Annotated in this window: 20 protein-coding genes; 9 read left to right on the top strand and 11 right to left on the bottom strand. The window is 69.1% G+C overall.

Going from position 1 to position 24,300, the window contains the following annotated elements:
- Positions 1-29: 29 nt before the first annotated feature.
- Positions 30-512 (bottom strand): cyclic pyranopterin monophosphate synthase MoaC, encoded by a 483-nt coding sequence (moaC, locus tag ACHMXA_RS02495; RefSeq protein ID WP_176665265.1) that lies wholly within the window; start codon positions 510-512, stop codon positions 30-32.
- Positions 513-566: 54 nt separating this feature from the next.
- On the opposite strand from moaC, the gene ACHMXA_RS02490 reads away from it, so the two are divergent.
- On the top strand, positions 567-2,132 hold the full coding sequence (locus ACHMXA_RS02490) for a M48 family metalloprotease (protein WP_395318200.1): 1,566 nt from the start codon (positions 567-569) through the stop codon (positions 2,130-2,132).
- Between the two features lie 16 nt (positions 2,133-2,148).
- Here ACHMXA_RS02490 and ACHMXA_RS02485 read toward each other — a convergent pair whose 3' ends face one another.
- From ACHMXA_RS02485 to ACHMXA_RS02475, 3 genes are all read right to left on the bottom strand, one after another.
- A complete protein-coding gene (locus tag ACHMXA_RS02485; protein ID WP_395318198.1) occupies positions 2,149-2,502 on the bottom strand; it encodes a phage holin family protein in 354 nt (117 codons plus the stop codon).
- Between the two features lie 94 nt (positions 2,503-2,596).
- Entirely contained in the window at positions 2,597-3,061 is a 465-nt protein-coding gene (locus ACHMXA_RS02480; RefSeq protein ID WP_176665263.1) for a hypothetical protein, read from the bottom strand.
- Between the two features lie 79 nt (positions 3,062-3,140).
- Positions 3,141-3,890 (bottom strand): TerC family protein, encoded by a 750-nt coding sequence (locus tag ACHMXA_RS02475; protein WP_395318195.1) that lies wholly within the window; start codon positions 3,888-3,890, stop codon positions 3,141-3,143.
- A 494-nt stretch (positions 3,891-4,384) separates the two neighbouring features.
- On the opposite strand from ACHMXA_RS02475, the gene ACHMXA_RS02470 reads away from it, so the two are divergent.
- Both ACHMXA_RS02470 and ACHMXA_RS02465 read left to right on the top strand, forming a co-directional pair.
- Positions 4,385-4,867, top strand: a complete 483-nt coding sequence (locus ACHMXA_RS02470; protein WP_176665261.1) for a DUF3717 domain-containing protein — start codon at positions 4,385-4,387, stop codon at positions 4,865-4,867.
- A 2-nt stretch (positions 4,868-4,869) separates the two neighbouring features.
- The gene (locus tag ACHMXA_RS02465) at positions 4,870-5,175 is read left to right on the top strand and encodes a putative signal transducing protein (RefSeq protein ID WP_395318193.1); all 306 of its coding nucleotides are present in this window, start codon (positions 4,870-4,872) and stop codon (positions 5,173-5,175) included.
- Positions 5,176-5,294: 119 nt separating this feature from the next.
- On the opposite strand, the gene ACHMXA_RS02460 is transcribed toward ACHMXA_RS02465, so the two are convergent.
- The 4 genes from ACHMXA_RS02460 to purB form a co-directional block, all read right to left on the bottom strand.
- Complete coding sequence (locus ACHMXA_RS02460; protein ID WP_176665259.1) at positions 5,295-5,855, bottom strand: YaeQ family protein; 561 nt, start codon at positions 5,853-5,855, stop codon at positions 5,295-5,297.
- A gap of 50 nt (positions 5,856-5,905) precedes the next feature.
- Complete coding sequence (locus ACHMXA_RS02455; RefSeq protein WP_395321207.1) at positions 5,906-8,041, bottom strand: TonB-dependent receptor family protein; 2,136 nt, start codon at positions 8,039-8,041, stop codon at positions 5,906-5,908.
- Positions 8,042-8,135: 94 nt separating this feature from the next.
- Complete coding sequence (locus tag ACHMXA_RS02450) at positions 8,136-9,287, bottom strand: PepSY-associated TM helix domain-containing protein (RefSeq protein ID WP_395318191.1); 1,152 nt, start codon at positions 9,285-9,287, stop codon at positions 8,136-8,138.
- A 134-nt stretch (positions 9,288-9,421) separates the two neighbouring features.
- Positions 9,422-10,801 carry an adenylosuccinate lyase gene (gene purB, locus ACHMXA_RS02445; RefSeq protein ID WP_176665257.1) on the bottom strand — a complete coding sequence of 460 codons (1,380 nt, stop codon included), beginning with the start codon at positions 10,799-10,801 and terminating at the stop codon, positions 9,422-9,424.
- Positions 10,802-10,931: 130 nt separating this feature from the next.
- On the opposite strand from purB, the gene ACHMXA_RS02440 reads away from it, so the two are divergent.
- Positions 10,932-11,543, top strand: a complete 612-nt coding sequence (locus ACHMXA_RS02440) for a glutathione S-transferase N-terminal domain-containing protein (RefSeq protein ID WP_176665256.1) — start codon at positions 10,932-10,934, stop codon at positions 11,541-11,543.
- Positions 11,544-12,039: 496 nt separating this feature from the next.
- Here the strand turns inward: ACHMXA_RS02440 and ACHMXA_RS02435 are convergent, their stop codons facing one another.
- Complete coding sequence (locus ACHMXA_RS02435) at positions 12,040-12,597, bottom strand: glutathione peroxidase (protein ID WP_395318188.1); 558 nt, start codon at positions 12,595-12,597, stop codon at positions 12,040-12,042.
- Positions 12,598-12,782: 185 nt separating this feature from the next.
- Here ACHMXA_RS02435 and ACHMXA_RS02430 point away from each other — a divergent pair, with 185 nt between their 5' ends.
- The 3 genes from ACHMXA_RS02430 to ACHMXA_RS02420 all read left to right on the top strand — a co-directional run bounded on the left by ACHMXA_RS02430 (position 12,783) and on the right by ACHMXA_RS02420 (position 15,173).
- Positions 12,783-13,640: a ferritin-like domain-containing protein gene (locus tag ACHMXA_RS02430; RefSeq protein WP_176665254.1), complete on the top strand. Its 858-nt coding sequence runs from the start codon at positions 12,783-12,785 to the stop codon at positions 13,638-13,640.
- Between the two features lie 90 nt (positions 13,641-13,730).
- Entirely contained in the window at positions 13,731-14,621 is an 891-nt protein-coding gene (locus ACHMXA_RS02425; RefSeq protein WP_395318186.1) for an RNA polymerase sigma-70 factor, read from the top strand.
- 90 nt (positions 14,622-14,711) lie between these two features.
- A complete protein-coding gene (locus ACHMXA_RS02420; protein ID WP_176665252.1) occupies positions 14,712-15,173 on the top strand; it encodes a carboxymuconolactone decarboxylase family protein in 462 nt (153 codons plus the stop codon).
- 19 nt (positions 15,174-15,192) lie between these two features.
- On the opposite strand, the gene ACHMXA_RS02415 is transcribed toward ACHMXA_RS02420, so the two are convergent.
- Positions 15,193-16,383 carry a septal ring lytic transglycosylase RlpA family protein gene (locus tag ACHMXA_RS02415; RefSeq protein WP_395318183.1) on the bottom strand — a complete coding sequence of 397 codons (1,191 nt, stop codon included), beginning with the start codon at positions 16,381-16,383 and terminating at the stop codon, positions 15,193-15,195.
- The gene (gene glnE / locus ACHMXA_RS02410; protein ID WP_395318181.1) at positions 16,376-19,189 is read right to left on the bottom strand and encodes a bifunctional [glutamate--ammonia ligase]-adenylyl-L-tyrosine phosphorylase/[glutamate--ammonia-ligase] adenylyltransferase; all 2,814 of its coding nucleotides are present in this window, start codon (positions 19,187-19,189) and stop codon (positions 16,376-16,378) included. Before glnE ends, ACHMXA_RS02415 begins: the two co-directional genes overlap by 8 nt.
- 25 nt (positions 19,190-19,214) lie before the next feature.
- On the opposite strand from glnE, the gene ACHMXA_RS02405 reads away from it, so the two are divergent.
- Positions 19,215-23,429, top strand: a complete 4,215-nt coding sequence (locus ACHMXA_RS02405; RefSeq protein ID WP_395318179.1) for a YhdP family protein — start codon at positions 19,215-19,217, stop codon at positions 23,427-23,429.
- The gene (locus ACHMXA_RS02400; RefSeq protein ID WP_395318177.1) at positions 23,426-24,241 is read left to right on the top strand and encodes a carbon-nitrogen hydrolase family protein; all 816 of its coding nucleotides are present in this window, start codon (positions 23,426-23,428) and stop codon (positions 24,239-24,241) included. The genes ACHMXA_RS02405 and ACHMXA_RS02400 overlap by 4 nt, the downstream gene beginning before the upstream one ends.
- Positions 24,242-24,300 lie beyond the last annotated feature (59 nt).

Below are 24,300 nucleotides of genomic sequence, written 5' to 3'. Positions count from 1 at the left end.
CCGAGGTCACGTCGACGTCGAAAGGCGGGCTACCCGGCCACCCAGCTGCCCGACTTCCCGCCGTGCTTCTCCAGCACATGCACGTCGGTGATCCGCATGCCGCGGTCCACCGCCTTGCACATGTCGTAGATCGTCAACAGCGCGACCTGCACGGCGGTCAGCGCCTCCATCTCCACGCCTGTGGGCCCCACTGTCTCGACAGTCGCCGTACAGGCCACCTGCGGCGCGCTTCCCGCATCGGCCAGCGCGAAGGCCACCGCCACGCGGGTCAGGGCCAGCGGGTGGCATAGCGGAATCAGGTCGCTGGTCTTCTTGGCCGCCTGGATGCCCGCGATGCGCGCGATGCCCAGCACGTCGCCCTTCTTCGCGGTGCCGGACTCGATCAGCGCGAGCGTGGCCGCCTGCATCTCGATGCGGCCCGTGGCGACGGCCACGCGATGGGTTGCGGGCTTGGCGGCGACGTCGACCATGTGGGCCTGGCCCTGGGCGTCGAAATGGGTGAGGGTGCTCATGGGTGAACGATCGGGTTGGAGGTGCATCATACGAGCCCGAGCCACAGACGAGGAATGCCGCGCTTGACTCCCCATCCCCACTCCAGAAGCCAGCCGAAGCCCGCCCTGCGAGCCTTGTGCGCTAGCGTTTTGATAGCTTCCCAGGTGCTGCTGCCGGTGCCCGCGCTGGCGCAGATCCAGCAGGTGCTGCCCGGCATGGGCGACGGCGGCGAGATGACCGCCAGCGCCGAGCGCCACTTGGGCGACCAGATCGCCCGCGAGCTGTACCGCGACACCGACTACATCGACGACCCGGTGATCGCCGCCTACGTGCAGGACATCTGGCAGCGCCTGCTGGCCGCCGCCCGCGCGCGCGGCGAGCTCACGCCCGAACTCGACGAGCGCTTCGCCTGGACGATCCTGCTGGGCCGCGACCGCAACATCAACGCCTTCGCGCTGCCGGGCGGCTACCTGGGGCTCAACCTCGGGCTGGTGGCCGTGGTCGGCAGCCGCGACGAGCTGGCCACGGTGCTCGGGCACGAGCTCTCGCACGTCACGCAGCGCCACATCTCGCGCATCATGACCAAGCAGGGCAGGCAGATGCCGCTGATGATCGCCGGCCTGATCCTCGGGATGATCGCCGCCGGCAAGAGCCGCAACGGCGATGCCGGCCAGGCCATGATCATGGGCAGCCAGGCGATGTTCGCGCAGAACCAGCTGAACTTCTCGCGCGACATGGAGCGCGAGGCCGACCGCATCGGCTTCGGCGTGATGACGCAGGCCGGCTTCGCGCCGCAGGGCGCGGCGACGATGTTCGAGAAGCTGCAGTACGCCTCGCGCCTCAACGACAACGGTTCCTACCCCTACCTGCGCAGCCACCCGCTGACCACCGAGCGCATCTCCGACATGCAGGGCCGCTTCCAGTTCAACATGGACACGGTGCCGCCGCAGCCGCTGGCCATGGACCACGCCATGATCGCCGCGCGCGCCCGCGTGCTGACGCGCCCCGGCGTCGACGTGCTGCGGCTGTGGGTCGACTCCGCCTCCAGCGGCGAATTCGCGAAGAGCTCCCCGGCCCAGCAGGCGGGCACGTTGTACGCGGCGGCGCTGTCGGCGAAGGAGATGCGCAACTACAAGGCCGCGCGCGCCCTGGTCGAGCGGCTGGTCGCGCGCACGGCGGACGACCCTGCCGCGGCGAAGCAGGCGCGCTGGTTGAATGCGGAGATCGAGCTCGCCGCCGGCGGGGCGCCCAAGGCGGCCGCGCTGCTCGATGCCAGCTCGAAGGAGCGGCCCGAGATGCTGCTCGCCGCCGAGGCCGCCACCGCGATGCGCCAGCCCGCGCCGATGATTCCCGTGCTGCGCGACTGGGTGGCCGCCAACCCGCGCGATGCGACCGCGTGGCGCGCGCTCGGCAATCTCTACGGCGCGCAGAACGACACGCTGCGCGCGGTGCGCGCCGACGCCGAGGCGAACGTTGCGATCCTCGACTACCCGGCGGCGCGCGACCGCTTCAAGGCGGCGCAGGAGCTCATCCGCCAGTCGAAGGTGGTCGACCACTACGAGGCGTCGATCATCGACACCCGGGCGCGGGCGGTGGAAGTGCTGGTGAAGGAGCAGGCGGCGGAGCCGCCGCTCAAGTAGCCGCTGGCGGGCGCGCTCAACGCCTGGAGAGCAGCCCGCCCAGCGCCGACTCGATCAGCAGCCCCAGCAGCGAATACAGCAGCGAGCCGATCAGCGCGGCCAGGAAGCCGTTCACGTGGAAGCCGCCCAGAAGCCCCGAGGCGGCCCAGAACAGCAGCGCGTTGATGATGAAGAGGAAGAGCCCGAGCGTGACGATGGTGACGGGCAAAGTCAGCACCACCAGCACCGGCCGCACGATCATGTTGAGCAGGCCGATCACCGCGGCCGCGATGAGCGCGGAGCCGAAGCTGTTGACCTGGACGCCGCTGTAGAGATAGGCGACCGCCAGCAGCGCCACGGCGCTGAGCAGCCATTTGAGGATGATGCGCATGGCGGCAGGATACCCGAGGGCCCGCAAAAGACAACGAGCCCCGGCACCTTTCGGCGCCGGGGCTCGCATGGAGTCGGGCTTTCTTCCTGCGGCCTTATTCGGCCAGTTCGTTCGCCAGAACGAGCAGTGCGCCCATGCCCATCACGGCACCGGGAAAGGCCCAGCCCGACTGTTGAGGCGGCGTCTGGTCCGGCGCCACCGGCTCCAGGTCGACGCCGACCTTCGGGCGGCGCGCATCGACCACGTGAGTGGCCGAATGCTCGCGCTTGAGCTGCGCGGTAAGTTCTGCCAGCGGACCCTTGGCCAGAACAGGCGTCACCTGCCCGCCGTTGCGCTCCAGCAGCGGCGTCATCTGCGCCTGCACCTTGCTGAACCACTTGGCGCGCCAGTTCTCGCGCGCGCTGTGGCTCACCCACTTGCTGATGCGATGCGTCATGCGCGGAGCGCAGGCCACGAGCACCCAATGGCGCGCCACGACGCTGTTCGCGTCCGGCGCCAGTTCGGCGAACTGCTCGCAGGCGTAGGTGGCGTCGTCGACGTAAAGAATGATCTTTTCCATGGCGTGCTCCTTCAGGTAGTTAGAGTGACAGAGACAGTGTTGGTCGGGAAGTTCGTGGCTGGGCAATGACTCGCGGCGCTCAGCCGGTCGTCACCGCCGGTTGCTCGTGCTTGCTGCGGGCATGGCGCGCGGCCACCCACTTGCCGACCGCCAGCACCAGCAGCGCACCGATGACGCCGGCTGCGTACTTGACCACGTCGGTCTGCGGCACCTTCGGCACCCAGGTCCAGGCGGCGGTGTTCGCCAGGGCGGGGTCGGAGACGGCCATCGTGCCGGCGATCCAGCCCAGCAGCATGCCGCCGGCGGTGATGATCATCGGGAAACGGTCCATCAGCTTGATGACCAGCTGGCTGCCCCAGACGATGATCGGGATGCTCACGAGCAGGCCGAAGATCACGAGCGGCATCTGGTGGCTGTCGCCGGCGCCTTGTGCGGCGCCCGCGATGGCGATCACGTTGTCGACGCTCATCACGAGGTCGGCCACGATCACGGTCTTGACCGCGCCCCACAGCTTGTCGCTGCCGGTGATGTTGCCGTGGCCGTCGTCGTGCTCGGGGGCCAGCAGCTTCACGCCGATCCACAGCAGCAGGATCGCCCCCACCAGCTTCAGGAACGGAATGGCCAGCAGGGTCAGCGCGAAGAAGATCAGGATCACGCGCAGCGCGATGGCGCCGGCGGTACCCCAAAGGATGCCCTGGGTGCGCTGGGCAGGCGGGAGCTTGCGGCAGGCCAGCGCGATCACCACGGCGTTGTCGCCGCCGAGCAGGATGTCGATCATGATGATCTGACCGACCGCGACCCAGAACTCCGGGGTCATGAACATTTCCATAAATTTCCTCTTTGTCTTCGCGCCCCTGCCTCTCCCTGTGGGGACGACGACGGAAGGCGCATGGCTATGCGTTTCGATTCATCCTGTGCGGGTGAGCCGAAAGCGAGGAATGAAGTCCGGGTGACACCGGGAGCTTGCGAACGCTTCGACCAAACCTGCACAGGTTCAAATCGAAGGTCTTGCTCGACAGCGCGCGCGCAAGAAAACGCACGCACGTTGCCCGACAGGCCGGAAGTGTTTTGCTTCGTATTGACGACCTGACGATTCGCGCCGCCGTGGACGACAGCGCTCGGGAGCTACTCCCCTTCGTGCGCGGATTAGAGCATCGATGCGCTCGGCGGCGCAATCGAAAGTTTTCAGAAATTTAAAGAGAACCGCTTCGGAATGCGCATGGATAAAAGGCACGGTGCTCTCATTTTCATAGCGACGATGTCCCTTCGTCGCTTCGGGACATTGCCGGACTATGATCGCCGTCCGCTGTTTTTTCACGCTCCATGGCCGCCATACACATCACCGACATAGAGGCCGCCATCAACTACTGGCGCGAGAAGACGCCGTCGCCCGACGGCGTCACGCTGGGCCCCGAATTGCGGGCGCTGGCCGAGGTCTACGCGCTCATGGTCTTCCACCACGAGGACGAAGTCGACGAGGTCGGCTTCCCGCCCAAGGCCTGGGCCGCCTGGATGGCCTGGTACGACAGCACGCCCGACACCCCCTGCATCGCGATCTGCTCCACCAGCCAGGGCGACGACGAATGCAAGGGCTGCGGCCGCAGCTTCGACGAAGTGCAGTTCTGGCCCGGCATGTCGCCCGTCGAGAAGCGCGCCACATGGCGGCGCATCACGATGGAGGATTCCGCCTGGCGCTTCAACCGCTATGCCGAGCGCGCACGCGAGGCCGAGCGCGACGCACCGTCAACGCCGTCGGCCGACGAGCCCGAGTTCGATCCCGACGACGAGAAGAACTGGGCCCCCTGACCATGCGCCGCCTCGCGCAAGCGCCCAACCTCGCGATCGCGACCGTGTGGGCGCACGCCCTGCGCGAGGAGGGCGTGGCGGCTTCCGTGCAGCGCGAGTTCCTCGGCGCGGTGATGGGCCAGCTGCCGCCCGACCAGTGCCTGCCCGAGATCTGGATCGACGACGAGACCCAGTTCGAGCTTGCGAAGCGCCTCTTGCACGAGCTGCAGCATCGTCCGCAGCGCAGCTGGCTTTGCGTGTGCGGCGAGCAGGTCGAGGGCGGTTTCGAGCAGTGCTGGCAGTGCGGCCAGATGATGCCGGCCGTCTAGAAACAACGAACATGGCTCCTTCGCGAAACACCGCCGGAACCGGCTTTGCCGGGCCGCAGGTGTTGCCCCCGGTAGGGGTTGGCGAAGCGCACGAAGTGCGCGCAGCCCGGGGGCGAGCCTTATCTCCAGCGCAAGGGTTCGATGTCGACGCTGTTCGTGCCGTCGCCCAGCGTCAGCGTGTTCTCCTGGATCGTCGCCTGCAGCTGCATGCTGCGCTGCGCGAGCGCGGCCAGCGCCTGCGAGGCGGCCGTCGGCACGCGATACACCTTCAGGTTCTGCGGCCGCGTGAGCTTGTTCTCGATGCCGCGCCACCAGATCTCGGCCGCGTGGTTGAAGGCGTAGACGATCACTTCGTCGGCCTTGTTGCAGGCCTTGATGATGGGCTTGTCCTCCGGCTGGCCGACCTCGATCCAGAGCTTGACCTCGCCCGTGAAGTCGCGAAGCCACACGTCGGGCTCCTCCACGTTCGACAGGCCGGCGCCGAAGGCCAGCGTGCCGTCGCCGTTGCACACGTCCTGCAGCTGGTGCGCGTTGAGCGCGAGCGCCACGAGGCGGATCATCATCCGCTCGTCGGTCTCGCTGGGGTGGCGCGCCAGGGTCAGCGCGTGGTCGGCGTAGTAGCCGTGGTCGATGTCGGCCACCGCGAGGGTGGCCTTGAAGATGGTGGATTTGAGGGCCATGGGTGCGCGAGTTTAGGCCCCGCGCCCGCCGGCACCCTTCGGGCGGGGCCTCAGAACGCCACCGAGGCCTGCAGGTAGACCGTGCGCGGCTGCCCCACGTACTTGCCGCCGTTGTTGTCCACCGAGCGGTTGAAGTAGCGGCGGTCGAACAGGTTCTTGATGCCCACGGCGACCTTCAGGTTGCTCATCGACGGGCCGAAGTCGTAGGCCGCGCGCAGGTTCATCGTGGCGTAGCCGGGGATGTCGCCGAGCCGGCCGCTGGCGTCTTCCAGCGTGACGTACCTTGCGCCGTCGTCCGGCGAACCCGGCGAGCGCTGCTTCGACTGCGCGTAGATGTCGGCGTTGAAGGTCCACGGCCCGCGCTCGTAGCGCGCGCCCAGCGTCGCCACCTGGCGCGAGTAGAAGGGCAGGTCGCGACCGGCGAAGGCGCCGGCCTTCGAGATCGCCTGCGTGTACGTGTACGTGCCCGACACCGACAGCCCCTTGAGCGAATCGCTCAGCGTGCCGAGGTCGTAGCGCAGCGCCGATTCCAGCCCGCGGTGGCGCGTCGCGCCCAGGTCGGTCCACTGGCCGACGTCGCCGGTGATGGAGCGCGCCAGCAGCAGCTCCTTGTCGAAGTTGATGTTGAACAGCGTGAGTTCGCCGCTCCAGGCCTCGCCCTTGTAGTGCGTGCCGATCTCATAGGTCTTGGCCTTCTCGGGATGCAGCCCGGTGGTCGACTGCGCGAGCTGTGCGTACTGCTGCGGCCCGAACGACACGCCGGCATTGGCGAACACCGACCAGCGATCGCTTGCGCGGTAGAGCACCGACAGCGTGGGCAGCCACTCGTCGGAGTCGATCTTCGGAAAGATCGCGCTGGTGGCCCGGCCGTTCGTGATGGTGTAGACGTCGTTGAACGAGCGGATCGATTCGTGTCGCACGCCGGGCGTGATGGTCCAGTTGCCGAAGTCGATGCGGTCGTCGATGTAGAACGCGTGCGCGGTCGTGCCGCCCTTGCTGGTCTGGTAGGCGGGGTTGGCCAGGCCGAAGGCGTTGAAGCCCGGGCGCGGCTGGTAGTAGGCGCTGCGCGTCGCCACCTCGGAAGCCTCTTCCTTCAGGTAGCGATAGCCGAAGCTGACCTCCTGCACCACGCTGCCCGAATCGATCAGGCGCGAGTAGCGGGGCTCGACCGCGAAGGTCTTGTAGTTGCGCGGCGCGGAGGTGAGGCGCCGGCGGCCATTGTTCGCGCCGGTGCCTTCCTGCTCGAGAAAGCTGCTGCGGTACGAGTCCGTGTAGTAGGTCAGCATCTCGAACTTGTTCACGCCGTCGTTGTGCGTGTACTTCACCGAGCCGTCGGTGCGGCGGCCGGTGAACTCGTCGAAGGGCCGGTCCGACTGGAACGGGTTGGCCGCGAACTGCGCCGTCGTCAGGCCGCCGGGCATGCGGCCCTTGCCCTCGAAGTGGTGCAGCGTGACGGCGACGTCGTCGGTCTTCGAGATGCGGTAGGCGCCCTTGAGCATCAGGTCGTCGATGCTCGTGTGGTCGTTGCTCTGGCGGAAGCCGTCGCCGTGCGTGCCGGAGTACAGCAGCGCGAGGCCCAGGCCGTTCTCGTTGGTGCCGCCGATGAAGAGGCTGGGCGTGGTCTTGGTGCCGCCGCCGTGGCCGGCGCTCTCGACGCCCACGCTCACCTCGCCCGAGAACTGCTTGGGGATCGAGCGCGTCACGAAGTTGATGATGCCGCCCACGTTCTGCGGGCCGTAGCGCACCGAGCCCGCGCCGCGCACCACGTCGACCGCCTCCAGGCTGCCGAGCGACAGCGGCGCCAGCGACAGCTGCGGCTGGCCGTAGGGCGCGTAGGCCAGCGGCACGCCGTCCAGCAGCACGGTGGAGCGCGGCGACAGGCGCGAGGTCAGGCCGCGCACGCCCACGTTCAGCGAGATGTCGCTGCCGCCGGTGCCGTTGCTCTCCTGCACCTGCACGCCGGGCACCTGGCGCAGCACGTCGCGCACGCTGGACGAGCCGCTTTCCTGGATCTGCTGGCGCTCGATGATGCTCCGGGCGCCCGGGTGCTCGAGCACCTTGGTTTCGCTGGGGCTGCCCAGCCAGTCGCCGGTGACGGTGATGGTTTCGAGCGACTTCGCCGCGTCGGCGGCAGCGGGCTCGGCTTCCGCGGCGAAGCCCTGCAGGCTCAGGGGAAGCAGCGCCATCGCGATGGCTGTGCGTTTGTGCGTGAACAAGAGAGATCCCTCCAAGGGTTTTCTGATGGTGATGAAACTGGGTGCAGGCGGGGCTCGGAACCGATCAAGGCGCCGTCGTGCCGCCGGACAGCCGGCTGTCGTTGTCGCGGGCCGCTGCCGCTGCGGCGCGGCGGCGCCACCAGAGCCAGACGCCGCTCAGGCCCAGCCCGGCGAGCGCAAGCCCCAGCAGCGCCGTGACCGCTTCATGCAGCGGGCCGCCGAGCTCGCCGGTGTGCAGCGGATAGATCACCGCCACCGCGCCGTTGCCGGCGTCGAGGTCCTGCCACTTGCGCGCGGCCAGCACCTCGCCGGTCACCGGGTTCAGCCACACCGAGCCGATGCCGTTCGGATGCGGATCGTCCGGCAGGCGAAAGCGCACCCGCATCGGCCGGCCGGCCTTGGCAGGCACCTGGATGAAGCCGATGGGCTGGCCGGGGTAGACCTGCTGCGCGCGCGCCACGAGCTCGTCCAGCGGCAGGAGCGGGCCGGTCGCGGCACCCTTGGCGATCACCGGCGCCTTGACGGGCTGCTGGCCCATGGCGCTGGAGATGAAGTTGCCCAGCGGCCGCCACGCCATGTACGCGCCCGTGGCCACCGACACCGCGATCAGCAGCCCCAGCACCGCGCCGCCGGTGCGATGCAGGTCGAACAACCCGCGCAGCAGGCCGCGGTCGAGCACGATGCGCAGCGACGGCGGCCAGCGCACCGGCCACCACAGCACGATGCCCGTGACCAGCAGGAACAGGTAGGCCAGCGCGGCGAAGGCGAGCACGCCCTTGCCGGTGTCGTCCAGCAGCAGGCTGCTGTGCAGCTCGAAGAGGAGGTTGTAGGCGCCCTCGTGCGTGCCGCGGCGTCCCTGCTCGGCGCCGGTGGCGGGGTCGAGGTAGAGCGTGCCTTCCCATTTGCCGCGCACCCGCACCTGCAGCGTGTCGGCGGGCTTGCGCGGCGGGCGCAGGGTGAAGTCGGCGTTGGCTCCGAACTCGGCCGCGAGGCGCTGGCGCAGGGGCTCCAGCGGCAGCACGGCCTTGGTGGCGTCGCCGGCCGGGGCCGAACGCGCCGAATGGGCGATGAAGAAATCGGGATGTGCCCAGCGGTCGAGCGGCAGCCCCACCACCAGCATGGCGCCGAGCAGCGCGGTGAGGGCGAGGATCGGACCGAGCGTGAGGCCGGTCCAGCGATGGACCTTGAGCCAGAGGCGTCTCAGAGGGGCGCGCATGACCAACAGAGGGGCGGCGGGCCCCTCGGAGAATGTTGTTGGCTGGCGCCCGGCAGGGGGCGTTGGCTGGAAAAGAGCTGACCGCCGACGCAAAACAGCCGCCTGAAGGCGGCTGTCGCATCGGTACGGGAAGCTTAAATTCTACCGGCGAGCTCCGCCGCCTTGCCCACGTAGCTGGCCGGTGTCATGGCCAGCAGGCGGGTCTTTTCCTCTTCGGGAATGGCCAGCGAGCGGATCAGCCCGTGCAGCGCCTCGGCCGTCACGGTCTTGCCGCGCGTCACTTCCTTGAGCTGCTCGTAGGCGCCCTGCACGCCGTAGCGGCGCATCACCGTCTGGATCGGCTCGGCCAGCACTTCCCACGAGGCGTCGAGGTCGGCGGCCAGCGCTTCGTCGTTCAGTTCGAGCTTGCCCAGGCCGGTGGCCAGGCTGGCATAGGCCAGCGTGGCATAGCCGAAGGCCACGCCGATGTTGCGCAGCACCGTGCTGTCGGTCAGGTCGCGCTGCCAGCGGCTGATGGGCAGCTTCTCGCTCAGGTGGCGCAGCACCGCGTTGGCCAGGCCCAGGTTGCCCTCGGCGTTCTCGAAGTCGATCGGGTTGACCTTGTGCGGCATCGTCGAGGAGCCGATCTCGCCCTTCTTCAGGCGCTGCTTGAAGTAGCCCAGGCTCACGTAGCCCCAGATGTCGCGCGAGAAGTCGATGAGGATGGTGTTGGCGCGGGCCACCGCGTCGAACAGCTCCGCCATGTAGTCGTGCGGCTCGATCTGGATGCTGTAGGGCTGGAAGCTCAGGCCCAGGCCCAGCGGCGCCGGCGTCTCGACGACCTTGCGGCTGAAGGCTTCCCAGTCGAAGTCGGGCCAGGCGGCCAGGTGGGCGTTGTAGTTGCCGACCGCGCCGTTCATCTTGCCCAGCAGCAGCACCGCGGCGATCTGCTCGCGGGCCTTCGACAGGCGCACCGTCACGTTGGCGATTTCCTTGCCCACGGTGGTCGGGCTGGCGGTCTGGCCGTGCGTGCGCGAGAGCATCGACACGTTGGCGAACTGGTGCGCCATCTCGCGCAGCTTGGCGATCAGGCCGTCGATGGCCGGCAGCACCACCTTGTCGCGCGCGGCCTGGATCTGCAGGGCGTGGCTGGTGTTGTTGATGTCCTCGCTGGTGCAGGCGAAGTGCACGAACTCGGCGGCCGCGAGCAGCTCGGGGCGGGCCTCGAACTTCGACTTGATCCAGTATTCGACCGCCTTCACGTCGTGGTTGGTGGTCTTCTCGATCTCCTTGATGGCCAGCGCGTCGGCCTCGGAGAAGTGCGACACCAGGCCCAGCAGGTACTTGCGGGCGCCGCCGGTGAGGGGCTTGAATTCGGCGAAGCCGCAGTCGGACAGCGCAATGAACCACGCCACCTCGACTTGCACGCGACGGTGCATATAGCCCTGTTCGCTCATCAGCGGACGCAGCGCCGCGAGTTTGGCCGCGTAGCGGCCATCAAGGGGGGAAAGGGCGGAAACGGTGGAAAAGCTCATGCCCGAATTTTAGGCGGCCGCCGGCCCGTGGGGCCGGCATCGCGCTTTGGGGGCGATTCGGGTCCTGGTTTTCCCGTTCACCTAAAATGACTATTAACAAACGTCATCAATGCATAGGGAGAGAGCCTTCATGAAACTGATCGGATCCGCCGCCAGCCCCTACGTGCGCAAGGTGCGCGTGGTGCTGGCCGAGAAGCGGCTCGATTACCAGTTCGTGATCGAAGACGTCTGGTCTGCCGACACCACCATCTCCAACTCCAATCCGCTGGGCAAGGTCCCCTGCCTGATCATGGAAGGCGGCGAGGCGATGTTCGACTCCCGCGTGATCGTCGAGTACCTGGACACCCTGTCGCCCGTCGGCAAGCTGATTCCGCAGCAGGGCCGCGAGCGCGCCGAGGTCAAGACCTGGGAGGCGCTGGCCGACGGCGTCATGGACGCCGGCGTGCTCTGGCGCCTGGAAGCCACCTGGTCCGGCCGCGCCGACGGCGAGCGCAGCGCCGCCTGGATCGAGCGCCAGCGCGCCAAGGTCGAGGACGGCGTGGCCGCCATGGCCAAGGGCCTGGGCGACAAGCCCTTCTGCAGCGGCATCCACCTGAGCCTGTCGGACATCGCGGTGGGCTGCACGCTGGGCTGGCTGGACCTGCGCTTTCCCGAGATCGACTGGCGCGGCGACCACGCCAACCTTGCGAAGCTGTACGACAAGCTGATGCTGCGGCCCAGCTTCATCGACACCAAGCCCTGACGAAAAGGCGCCTCCGGGCGCTTTTTTCTTTTCATCCGCTTTTTCGTCCCTCGGGCGTGGCGCCTGCGCGGCGTGTGTTGCCCGATCGTTGCCATATGGGCTCGGCCACCGAAGTGGTCACTGGCTTAGGGAAGGGTGATGGAAGCTGCGTCGCGCGGCGAGTGCGCCGCGGCCAGTCCCGGGATGCCAGTGCGGGAAGGCCGCGTCATCGCGACCTCCGTCCCGGCTGGAATACAAAAATGCTGCGAGGCGCCCCGACGCGAAGGAGGGAGGGAGGGAGGAGGAGAAGAATCGCCTCGGGATTTCGACCGGACGGCAAGCGCCCGGAAGACCTCGCAACATGAAAACCGTAGGGCAGTCACTGCCCACGCGAATTAGGAGCGCGGCATCCGCGGCACGGTTCCCGTCCGTTTGGTAAACGTTTGTGTCCTCGAGTTCACAATGGAATGGGCGCGTCGGTGAATTACCGGTGCGTCTTCCCGTGAACCAGTCGGTCTCAATTGGGCCCGAGCTGTTTCTCGATCACGCTGACGAAGCCGTTTTCATCGGGTGCCGTCATGCTCGACCAGGCCTGCACGACCTTGCCGTCGCGCCCGATCAGGTACTTGTAGAAGTTCCACTTCGGCGTGGTGCCCGAGGCCTGCGCGAGCTGCTTGAAGAGCGGATTCGCGTCCGTGCCGCGCACCGAGGACTTGGCGAACATCGGGAATTTCACGCCGAAGGTGCTTTCGCAGAAGTCGGCGATTTCCTTGTTGGAGCCCGATTCCTGGGCGAAATCGTTCGAGGGGAAGCCCAGCACCACGAGCCCGCGCGAGCGGTACTTCATGTCCAGCGACTCCAGGCCCTTGTATTGCGGCGTGAAGCCGCAGAAGCTGGCCGTGTTGACCACCAGGACCACCTTGCCGGAGTACTGGCACAGGGATTGGGGTTTTTCGTCCTGCAGCCGCGGGAAGGTGTGCTGAAGGATCGCCGGGCATCCCGCGGCCTCCGCCGGGGCGGGCGCGGCGGCGGCCGTCTGGGCGTGCGCCGGAAGGGCCGAAACCAGGCTCGCCACGAGGGAAACCGCGGGGGGCGCAGCGCCACAGCGTCGACAATCGGAAGGGGGTTCGCATCGCGGGCTCCTGATTCAAAAAGGGTTGCGCATCCATGCCGCAAGGGCGCGCGTATCCGCATCATCGCGCGTCTGTCACGGGCGCGCCAAACGGGCCGATTAAAATCGACGGCCTTAGAAAGATATAGATGCTCTATCCGGAACTCTTCAGACAACTCGAATCCGTCCGCTGGGACATGGACAAGGACATTCCCTGGCAGTCGTTCGACGCTTCCTTGCTGTCGGAAGAGCAGGCGCAGACCATCAAGATGAATGCCATCACCGAGTGGGCGGCACTGCCGGCCACCGAGATGTTCCTGCGCGACAACCGGCACGATAGCGATTTTTCCGCTTTCATGTCGATCTGGTTCTTCGAGGAGCAGAAGCACTCGCTGGTGCTCATGGAGTACCTGAAGCGCTTCAGCCCCAAGCACGCGCCCACCGAGGAAGAGCTGCACGAAGTGCGCTTCGACTTCGACCCGGCCCCGCCGCTGGAAACCCTCATGCTGCACTTCTGCGGCGAGATCCGCCTCAACCACTGGTACCGCCGCGCCGCCCAGTGGCACACCGAGCCGGTCATCAAGCACATCTACACCACGCTGAGCCAGGACGAAGCCCGCCACGGCGGCGCCTACCTGCGCTACATGAAGCGCGCCATGGAAAAGTTCGGCGACGAGGCCCGTGCCGCGTTCACCAAGGTCGGCGTCCTGATGGCCAGCGCCCGCCGCACGGCGCAGGCCCTGCACCCGACCAACCTGCACGTCAGCAAGGCGCTCTTCCCGCGCGACACCATCCAGAGCCGCATGCCCGACCCCGACTGGCTCGAGCACTGGCTGGACAAGCAGATCAAGTTCGACGCCGTCTGGGAAACCAAGGTCGGCGAGCGCATCCTGCACAACCTGAGCCTGCTGATGAACCGCAGCTTCAAGACGGTTCAGGAGCTGAACCGCTACCGCAAGGAACTGGCGGCCACTCTAGGCCCCAAGCCCGAATACCAGGGCGCCTGAGCCCCGGAACACTGAAAAACGCCCCGCATGCCGGGGCGTTTTTTTGCAGAATCCATGTCACAAACCGGAGACGCCGGCCGTCTAGCCCGCATGGACGACGCAACCCTCACCTTCGACCGCCACCGCCCCCGCCTGCAGGGCATCGCCTACCGCATGCTCGGATCCGTGGCCGAGGCGGAAGAGGTCGTGCAGGACGCCTGGCTGCGCTGGCATGAAGCGCCCAAGGACACCCTCGACAGCGCCGAAGCCTGGCTGGTGACCGTGGTCACGCGCCTGTCGATCGACCGGCTGCGCGCCGCCAAGGTCCAGCGCGAGCACTACATCGGCGCTTGGATGCCCGAGCCCACGCTGACCGGCGCGCACGATTCGCCCGCCACGCCCGAACAGCTGCTCGAGCGCGCCGGCAACATCTCCGTCGCCTTCCTCGCCGTGCTGGAGCGCCTTGCGCCCGAGGCCCGCGCCGCCTTCCTGCTGCGCGAGGTGTTCGACGCCGACTACGACGAAATCGCCCTCACCCTCGGCAAGACCGAGGCCGCCTGCCGCCAGATCGTGCACCGCGCGAAGCTCCAGGTGCAGGAAGGGCGCCCGCGCTTTTCCGTGCCGCGCGAGACCCACGAGCGCCTGCTGCGCGCCTTCGCCGACGCCGCCGCGCGCGGCAGCCTGCACGAGCTGAAGGCGCTGATGTCCGAGGACGTCGAGCTCATCGGCGACGGCGGCGGCAAGGTGCAGAGCTTCAGCAAGATCCTGCGCGGCAGCCAGCGCCTCGCGCAGCTCTATTACTCGCTGTGGCGCCGCGTGGGGCCGGCGGTGCGCATGGAAATCGTCGAGATCAACGGCGAGCCCGGCATGCTGCGCTTTCTCGACGGCAAGCTCGAGTCGGCCCAGACCTTCGAGATCGAGAACGACCGCATCGTGCGCATCCGCGCGCAGCGCAATCCCGACAAGCTCGCGCGCATCGCGCAGCTCTTTTCCTCGAAATAGTTCGCGCGGCGTGTCACAGGGTGCCTGGTTCGCCCGTCTTCAGTAGGTAAGCAGATCGATTCCATCGCAACCCACTGGAGAAACCAAACCATGAACACCACCGCACGCCTGAACTGGTTCAAGCTGGTCCCGAAGTCCTTCGAGGCCATCCTCGGCGTCAACGCCACCATCGAGTCCAGCACGCTCGGCAAGGTGCTGGTCGACTACGTCTACGCCCGCGTCTCGCAGATCAACGGCTGCGCCTACTGCCTCGACATGCACGTGCGCGACCTGCGCAAGCAGGGCGAGGAATGGCAGCGTATCAACAGCCTCGCCACCTGGCGCGAGGTGAGCTTCTTCAACGAGCGCGAGCGCGCCGCCCTGGCCTGGGCCGAATCGCTCACGCGCCTGGCCGACCGCTACGACGCGCGCGACGCCGAGTTCGCGGCGCTCAAGGCCAACTTCAGCGACCTGGAGATTGCCGAGCTGTCGGTGGCGATCGCGCAGATCAACACCTGGAACCGCCTCAACGTCGCCAGCGGCGTGCCGGTGGCGGTCAAGCCGCTGCTCTGATCGGTAGGCGCGCAGGCGCCTACCTGCGCTCCACCACCATCGGCGAGATGTGCAGGTTCTCGCGCAGCTGGCCGACCACCTCGCCGGCTGCGTTGCGCGAGGCAAAAGGCCCGGCCTGCAGCCGATGCGTCCCGGCCTCGCTGAACACGCGCAGCTGCGGCGCCAGCGACGGCACGCCGCGCGCGGCCTGGTTCAGCAGGCTCTCGGCACCGTCCCGCTCGCGGAACGCGCCCAGCTGCACCCAGAAGCCGGGGAGCGCCGCGACGGGCCGCTGAGCGATGTTCGCGGGCAAGGGCGCCGACGGCACTGCCGCCTGCAGCGGCGGCAGCTCGTTGACCACGATGGCTTGCCGGCCCGGCGGAGTGGAAGGCGGCGACTGCGCCGATTCCGGTTCCGCCCCCGTCCCCGGCGGCAGGGCCGCGGCCATCGGCGTCTGCGGAGCGACAGGCATCGTCGATGCCGGCTGCGGCGCGTCGCCGCCGGCCGCCGCGACCGGCGCCACCCATTCGGCCGGCACCCGCACCTGCTGCTGTTGCGGCGGCAGCGGCGCGCTCGCCACGCGCACGGGCGCCGTCCGCACCGGCGCGGGCGCTTCGGCGGCGGCGTACGCCGTTCCCGAATCGCGCCGCCATGCGCCCGTGCGGATGTCCTCGTTCGTGATCCGCTCTATTTCCACCGGCGCCACGCCGCGCAGCAGGTCGAGCTTGAGCGCAGCCGTGTAGCTCAGGTCGATGACGCGGCCGTCCACGAACGGGCCGCGGTCGTTCACGCGCACGATCACCTCGCGCCCGTTGGCCGGGTTGCGCACCCGCACGTAGCTCGGCAGCGGCAGCGTCTTGTGCGCGGCCGTCATGGCGTACATGTCGTAGGGCTCTCCGCTGGCCGTGGACGCCGCGTGGAACTTGCGCCCGTACCACGAGGCCAGCCCCGATTCGCGGAACGGCCGGTCGTCGGTGATCGGCGCATAGCCGCGGCCCAGCACCGTGTAGGGCTTGCTGGTGCCGCCGCTGGTGCGGATCGGCTCGATACGCGGCTCGGCGTCGGGCACGTTGGCGAGGTCGGGCGGAATGTTGGTGCCCGGGCCGTCGCGGCCGCTGGCCGCGCCGCCCCCGCTGCGCGGACCGCTGGCGCAGCCCGCAAGAAGAACGGCGACGGCTACCGCGCACGCCGCCAGCGCGGTGGTGGCTGGGGAACGGGTTCCCTCAGCCAAATACGGCCTTCCACAGCGCCAGCATGGCGTCTCGTTCGGCCGCCAGCGCGGGCGGCGTGACCTGCGTGGGCTCCTCGTTGAGGCGCGCGCGGTGCTGCACGCGGCGCAACTCGCGGTAGGCGCGCGCCGCGCTGCGGCCCACGCCCTCGGGCAGCAGGCCGGCCAGTTCGGCGCGCAGAAGCAGGGCGATGTTGCCCACGTTCGGAATCAGCTCGGGGTGCTCGGCCGAGGACGACAGCACCAGGAACTGCACCGCGAACTCGGCATCGACCATGCCGCCGGGGCTGTGCTTCACGTCGAAGCGGTCGGCTTTCACCGGCCGCGCGCCGCGCAGCTTGTTGCGCATCGCGATGATCTCGGCCTTCAGCGCCTCGCGGTCGCGCGGCGCCACCAGCACGGCCTCGCGCACCTGGTCGAAGCGCGCGCCCAGCTCGGCGCCGTGGTCCTCGCTGCCCAGCACGAAGCGCGCACGCGTCATGGCCTGGTGCTCCCAGGTCCACGCGGTATTGCTGCCGCGGCCCAGCTGGTATTTCTCGTAGGCCTCGAAGCTGGTGGTCAGCAGGCCGGAGTTGCCGTTGGGGCGCAGGGCGGTGTCGATCTCGAACAGGTCGCCCTCGCGCGTCTTCACCGTGAGCCAGTTGATGAGCTTGCGCACGTAGGCCGCGTAGACCTCGCCGGCGCGCTCGTCGTCGTCGTCGTACACGAACACGATGTCGAGGTCGCTGCCGTAGCCCAGCTCCTTTCCGCCCAGCTTGCCGTAGCCGATGATCGCGAACTGCGGCACCTCGCGGTGCCGGTTGCGCACGTGCGGCCAGCACCAGCGGGCGGTCACGCGCAGCGTGGCGTCGGCCAGCGCGCTGAGGTCGTCGGCCACCTGCTCGACGGTGAGGCGGCCGTCCACGTCGCGCGCCAGCGTGCGAAACACCTCGGCGTGGTGCGCGTGGCGCAGCAGGTTCAGCAGCCGCTCCTCGTCGGCCTCGCCGGTGCGGGTGAGCGAGGCGTGGCGCGCGTCGAGCTCGCGCTCGAACTCGGCGGCGACGAAGCGGCCCGAGAGCATCTCGTCGCTCGCGAGCTCGTCGATCACGCCGGGGTGCTGCATCAGGTAGCGCGCCGGCCACCTGGCCGCGCCCAGCAGGCGCAGCAGGCGCTCCTGCACGGCCGGGCGTTCGACCAGCAGCGCCAGGTAGCTCTCGCGGCGCATCAGCGGCTCGATCCAGTCGGCCCAGCGCATGGCGGCATCGACGTGGCGCGGGGTCTGGCCGGCGCCGTCGCCGTCGGGCTCCTTGAGCCACTGGCCGGTGCGCTGCACCAGCTGGCGCAGGCGCGCGCGGGTTTCCTCGCGCAGTGCCAGCACGCGGGGCTGTTCGCACCAGTCGCGGATGCGCTCGGCGAACGCTGGAGGCAGGTCGCCGAGCAGGTCGGCCAGGTCGGCGGGGGCGGCGGCCTTCTTGCCGCTGCACTTGCCGTTGCAGGGCTTCTCGCCGCCCAGCAGCTTGTCGAACTCCTGCGCGACGAACTCGCGGTGGGTGTCGAGCTGCTCGAGGAAGGGGCAGCAGCTCGGGTAGCCCATGCTCTGGGCGATCCAGCGCAGGTCGTCGTCGGACACCGGCAGCACGTGGGTCTGCTGATCGTCGAGGTACTGGATGCGGTGCTCGACGCGGCGCAGGAACTCGTAGGCCGCGGCCAGCGCGTCGGCGGTTTCCTGCGGCATGAGGTTGGCGCGCGCCAGGCGCTGCAGCGCATCGAGCGTGGGCCGCGTGCGCAGCTCGGGGAACTGGCCGCCGCGCACCACCTGCAGCAGCTGCACGGTGAACTCGATCTCGCGGATGCCGCCGCGCGAGAGCTTCACGTCGTTGGCGCGTTCAGGGCGGCCGGCGCTGCGGCGCGCCGACTGCTCGCGGATCTGCCGGTGCAGCACGCGCAGCGAATCGAACACGCTGTAGTCGAGGTAGCGTCGGAACACGAAGGGCAGCACTGCGCCGCGCAGCCCCTGTGCCTGGCCCGCGAGCACGATGTCGCGCGGCGCGACCACGCGGCTCTTCATCCAGGCGAAGCGCTCCCACTCGCGGCCCTGCACCTGGAAATACTCTTCCAGCGCATCGAGCGAGACCACGCTCGGGCCCGAGTTGCCGTTGGGCCGCAGCGCCAGGTCGACGCGGAACACGAAGCCGTGCTCTGTGGTGTCGCCCACCAGCGCGTAGATGCGCTTCACGGCGCGCGCGAAGTACTCCTGGTTGGCCAGCCGGCCGCGGCCGTCGGCGTCGCCCTGGGTCTCGCCGTCCACGTCGTAGAGGTAGATCAGGTCGATGTCGCTCGACACATTGAGCTCGCGCGCGCCGAGCTTGCCCATGCCCACGATCCAAAGCTGCGCGCGCCGGCCCTCGGGGCCGAGCGGGGCGCCGTGCGTCGCGTCGAGTTCGCGGCAGGCCTCCTGGCACGCGATGTCGAGCGCCAGCTCGGCCAGCTCGGTGACGGCGGTGGTCACCACGGCCAGCGGGGCCTGCTCGTCGCAATCAAGAGTTACAAGCCGCTCCATCACGAGCTGCCGCACAATCCGGAGTGCATCGCCGATACCGTCCCCTCGCTGGCGCAGGGCCTCGTAGGCCACCGTCATCGATTCGCGCCGCGGCGCGCCAGGGGGAAGGAATGAAAGCTCCGCCGCATACCTGCGGCGCAGGCGCTGCACGAACCTCGAATACGAAGAGAAGGCGTCTTCCGGCGCCGAAGAAATGGGAGAAATGGTGTCTGGCAACTGGTTCACACCGATGCTGGTTTCCGTGGAACCCGTCTGAATGCTGGCGGTCATAATTCCGGACACAGCGCGATCCTCAATGAACGACACGGCGTCTTCCCCTTCACGTCTGCTCAAAATAACCGCTGTGACGGCGCGCTGGCTGCTGGGTCTGTTGATCGCTGCATGGCTTCTGCTGGCGCTGTCAGTCGTTGTCCTACACGCGTGGATTGTGCCGCGAATCGGCGATTTTCGTGACGCGCTCGAGGCGCAGGCTAGCAAGGCCATCGGCGTGCCGGTTCGCATCGGATCGATCACCGCCCGCTCCGAAGGGCTTTTCCCGGCCTTCGAACTGCGCGACGTGGTGCTGCAGGACGCGGACAAGCGGGAGGCCCTTCGCCTCGCACGCGTGGTGGCCAGCGTGTCGCCGCGCTCGCTGTGGCGGCTCAACTTCGAGCAGCTCTACATCGAGGGGCCGCAGCTCGACGTGCGCCGCGACACTCAGGGAAAACTCCATGTGGCTGGTTTGCACATGGCGACCGATACGACCGGAGAAACCCGCGGCGCCGACTGGTTTTTCGCGCAGCGCGAACTGGTCATCGAAGGTGGCACGGTGCGCTGGACCGACGAGCAGCGCCAGGCCGAGCCCCTGCTGCTGACCGACGTCCGCTTCGTCGCGCGCAACAGCGCCAGGCGCCACAGCCTGCGGCTCGATGCCACCCCGCCCGCCGGCTGGGGCCAGCGCTTCACGCTGCGCGGCCAGTTCCGCCAGCCGCTGCTGTCCATCCGCAGTGGCCACTGGCAGACCTGGGACGGCCAGCTCTATGCCGACCTGCCCTACATCGACGTCACCCGGCTCGGCCGGTACGTCTCGCTGGACGCCCGCATCCGCGAGGGCAACGGCGCGCTGCGCCTGTGGGCCGACGTGGACGACGGCCAGGTCGTCGGCGGCGCGGTCGACCTGGGGCTCGACAAGGTCGACGTCTCGCTCGACAAGGGCCTGCAGCCGCTGGTGCTGCGCGCCGTCACCGGGCGCCTCTCGGGGCAGCTCACCGAGGAGACGCTGGAGTTCTCCACCACCGCACTGCAGTTCGACACCACCGACGGCATGCGCTGGCCCGGCGGCAACCTGTGGCTGCAGCACACGCCCGGCAGGGGCCGCACGCCCGAGCACGGCGCAATGCGCGCCGACCGCCTCGACCTGGCCGCGCTCGCCCTCATCGCCGACCGGCTGCCGCTGGGCGATGCCACGCACCGCCTGCTCGACGCCTACGCGCCGCGCGGCCTCGTCGAGCACGTCGACCTGAACTGGCAGGGCTCGCTGGGCGCGCCGAGCCGCTACCAGGCCAAGGGCCGCGTGAGCGGGCTGCGCATCGCGTCCCAGCCGTCCAAGGCAGACGCGGCGGCACCGGCCGCGATCACGGCCACCACGGCCACCACCTCCAGTGCCACCGGCACGGCCACGCCACCGCCGAAGATCCACACCGGCACCCCGGGCCTGAGCGGCGCCACCGTCGACTTCGACGCCACCCACGCCGGCGGCACCGCCACGCTCGCCATCGCGCAGGGCACGCTCGAATTCCCCGGCGTGTTCGAGGAGCCGGTCATCCCCGTCGACCGGCTCTCCACGCAGCTGCAATGGAAGCTCGACAGCGGCAACGGCAGCGCCCAGCTGCAGATGTCGAAGCTCAGCTTCGCCAACGCCGACGCCGAAGGCGAGGCCCAGGCCAGCTGGCGCACGAGCGATCCGGCCACATCGAGCGGCAAGTCCCGCTTTCCGGGCGTGCTCGACCTGCAGGGCAAGCTCACGCGCGCCGACGGCACCCGCGTGTTCCGCTACCTGCCGCTGGACATTCCCCAGCACACGCGCGACTACGTGCGCGAGGCCGTCACCAAGGGCGTCGCGAGCAGCGTCGACTTCCGCGTGCGCGGCGACCTGCACGACATGCCCTTCAAGGACCCGAAGCAGGGCGACTTCCGCATTGCAGCCAAGGTGTCCGACGTCAACTACGCCTACGCGCCGCCCGCCGCCACGGCCGCCGCGCCTTCGCGCAACGGCACGCCCGCGCGCGTCTGGCCGGCGCTCACCGGCCTTTCGGGCGAACTGGTGTTCGAGCGCGACAGCATGCTGGTGCGCAACGCGCGCGGCCGCCTGGCGGGCACCGCCGGCGTGGAGGTGACCAAGGGCGAGGCGCAGATCCCGGAGCTGTCGCACCATGCGCAGGTGCTGCGCGTCGACGTGCAGGCCAAGGGGCCGCTGGCCGAGGTGCTGCGCGCGGGCGCGCCGCTGGCGGGCATCGAGCCGGGCGGCGTGGGCGAAGTCATGCAGGCCGCTCGCGCCACCGGCTCGGCCGACTACAAGCTGCACCTCGAACTGCCCCTGGAGGCCATGGACAACGCCAAGGTGCAGGCCAGCGTGGTGCTGGCCGACAACGAGCTGCAGGTGGTGCCCGAGGCGCCTTCGTTCTCGCAGGCGAAGGGCACCGTCAACTTCACCGAGACCGGCTTCTCGCTGGCCGGCGTGCAGGCCAGGCTCCTGGGCGGCGACGTCCGCCTGGAAGGCCGCGGCCGCTTCACCGGCCCCAACCGCGAGGTGGCCCTGAAGGCGCAGGGCACCGCCACCGCGGACGGCCTGCGCGGCGCGCGCGAGGTCGACTGGCTCGCCCGCCTCGCGAAGAAGGCGACCGGCAGCACGCCCTACGCGGCCACCTTCTCGGTGCGCGAAGGCACGACCGAGTTCTCGCTCAACAGCAGCCTGCAGGGCCTCGCGCTGCAGCTGCCGCCGCCGCTGGTGAAGGCGGCCGAGGAACAGATGCCGCTGCGCATCGAGAAGAAGGTGCTCGCGCGCGAAACCACGAAGCAGGGCGCGACGGTGGCCACGCAGGACCAGCTCTCGCTCGACCTGGGCCGCGTCGGCGCCGTGCAGTACGTGCGCGACCTGCTGGCCAACGGCGAGGCGCGCGTGGTGCGCGGCGGCATCGGCGTGGGCCTCGCGCAGGGCGAGACGGCCAGCCTGCCCGACAAGGGCGTGTTCGCGAACGTCAACGTCGCCAAGCTCGACATGTCCGCCTGGCAGTCGCTGCTCGGCGAGGCCGGCGGCGCGGGCGCCGAATCGGCGGAGCGCCCCGACGACCCGTCGATGGCCTACCTGCCCACGCGCATCGCCGTGCGCGCGCAGCAGCTGGGCATCGCGGGCCGCACGCTGCACAACGTGGTGCTCGGCGGCACGCGCGACGGCGGTGTCTGGCGCGCCAACATCGACGCCACCGAGCTCAGCGGCTATGCCGAATACCGCCACGCGCAGGCCGGGCGCCTCTATGCGCGGCTCGCGCGGCTGAAAATCGCGCCCTCCGAGGCCACGCAGGTCGAGGCCCTGCTCGACGAGCAGCCCGGCACCCTGCCGGCGCTGGACATCGTCATCGACGACTTCGAACTGCTCGGCAAGCGCCTGGGCCGCGCCGAGATCGATGCGGTCAACCGCGGCGGCGCGGGGCGCGAATGGGCGCTCAACAAGCTGGCCTTCACCATGCCCGAGGCCAGCTTCGCGGCCAAGGGCACCTGGGCCGCGGTGCCCGGCGCGGCGGCCGGCCAGCGCCGCACCGCCATGACCTTCAGGCTCGACATCGCCGATGCCGGCGAGCTGCTCACGCGCTTCGGCATGCCGGGCGTGCTGCGGCGCGGGCGCGGAAGGATGGAGGGCGACGTCAACTGGCGCGGCTCGCCGTTCTCGCTCGACTATCCGAGCCTGGGCGGGCAGCTGCAGCTCGACGTGGAGCAGGGCCAGTTCCTCAAGGCCGACCCGGGGCTTGCCAAGCTGCTGGGCGTGCTGAGCCTGCAGGCGCTGCCGCGCCGGCTCACGCTCGACTTCCGCGACGTGTTCAGCGAGGGCTTCGCCTTCGACTTCATCCGCGGCGACGCGAAGATCAGCAAGGGCATCGCCAGTACCAACAACCTGCAGATGAAGGGTGTCAACGCCGCGGCGCTGATGGACGGCTCGGCCGACATCGTGCGCGAGACGCAGGACCTGCGCGTGGTGGTCGTGCCCGAGATCAACGCAGGCACCGCGGCGCTGGTGGCCACCGCCATCAACCCCGCCGTGGGCCTGGGCACGTTCCTTGCGCAGTGGGTGCTGAGCAAACCGCTCGCGGCGGCGGCCACCCAGGAGTTCCACATCGAAGGCACCTGGGCAGACCCCAAAATAGCGAAGGTGCCGCGCACGCTGCAGCTGCTGCCGCAGACCATTCCCGGCGCGCCCGGTTTGCCGCCGGCTTCGCGGACCGCGGACGACGGCAAGAAAACGGAGACCAAGCAATGAAAGTCGCAGCCATCCAGATGGTGTCGGCCATCGCCCGCGAAGCCAACCTCGCGCGCGCCCACGACCTGCTCGCGCAGGCCGCGGCGGCCGGCGCCGAGCTCGCGGTGCTGCCCGAGTATTTCTGCATGATGGGCGCGCGCGACACCGACAAGCTGGGCCTGCGCGAGACGGCAGGCGCGGGCACGGTGCAGGGCTTCCTGGCCGACGCGGCGCGCGAGTTCGGGCTGTGGATCGTCGGCGGCACGCTGCCCATCGAGAGCACCGACGCCGAGCACGTGTTCAACAGCTCGCTGGCCTTCTCTCCCGACGGGCGCTGCGTGGCGCGCTACGACAAGATCCATCTCTTCTTCTTCGACAACGGCACCGAGCGCTACGACGAGCGCCGCGTCATCGCGCCCGGCGCGAAGCCGGTGGTGTTCGAGCTGCCCTCGCGCGACGGCCACCGCTGGCGCGTGGGCATGAGCGTCTGCTACGACCTGCGCTTTCCCGAGCTGTACCGCGCGCTCGCGAAGCAGGGCGCCGACCTGCTGCTGGTGCCCAGCGCCTTCACGCGCACCACCGGCGCCGCGCACTGGGAGGTGCTGCTGCGCGCCCGGGCCATCGAGAACCTGGCCTGGGTGGTCGCGCCCGCGCAGGGCGGCACGCACGAGAACGGCCGCCAGACCTGGGGCCAGTCCCTGGTCGTCGATCCGTGGGGCACGGTGGTGGCGCAGCAGGCCACCGAGGAAGGCGTGGTGCTGTTCGACATCGACGCCGCGAAGGTGCAGAGCACGCGCACTCAATTGCCCGTGCTCTCGCACAGCGTTCTTTAGATGACCCCCAGGCTTCGCGCACTTCGTGTCGCTGCGCCAACCCCCTTCCAGGGGGCAAC

Origin of the sequence: Variovorax sp. UC74_104, assembly GCF_044055375.1 — a bacterium.
GTDB lineage: Bacteria > Pseudomonadota > Gammaproteobacteria > Burkholderiales > Burkholderiaceae_C > Variovorax.
The sequence above is the reverse complement of the archived record's forward strand: the minus strand, read 5'-3'. Positions and strand labels throughout refer to the sequence as shown.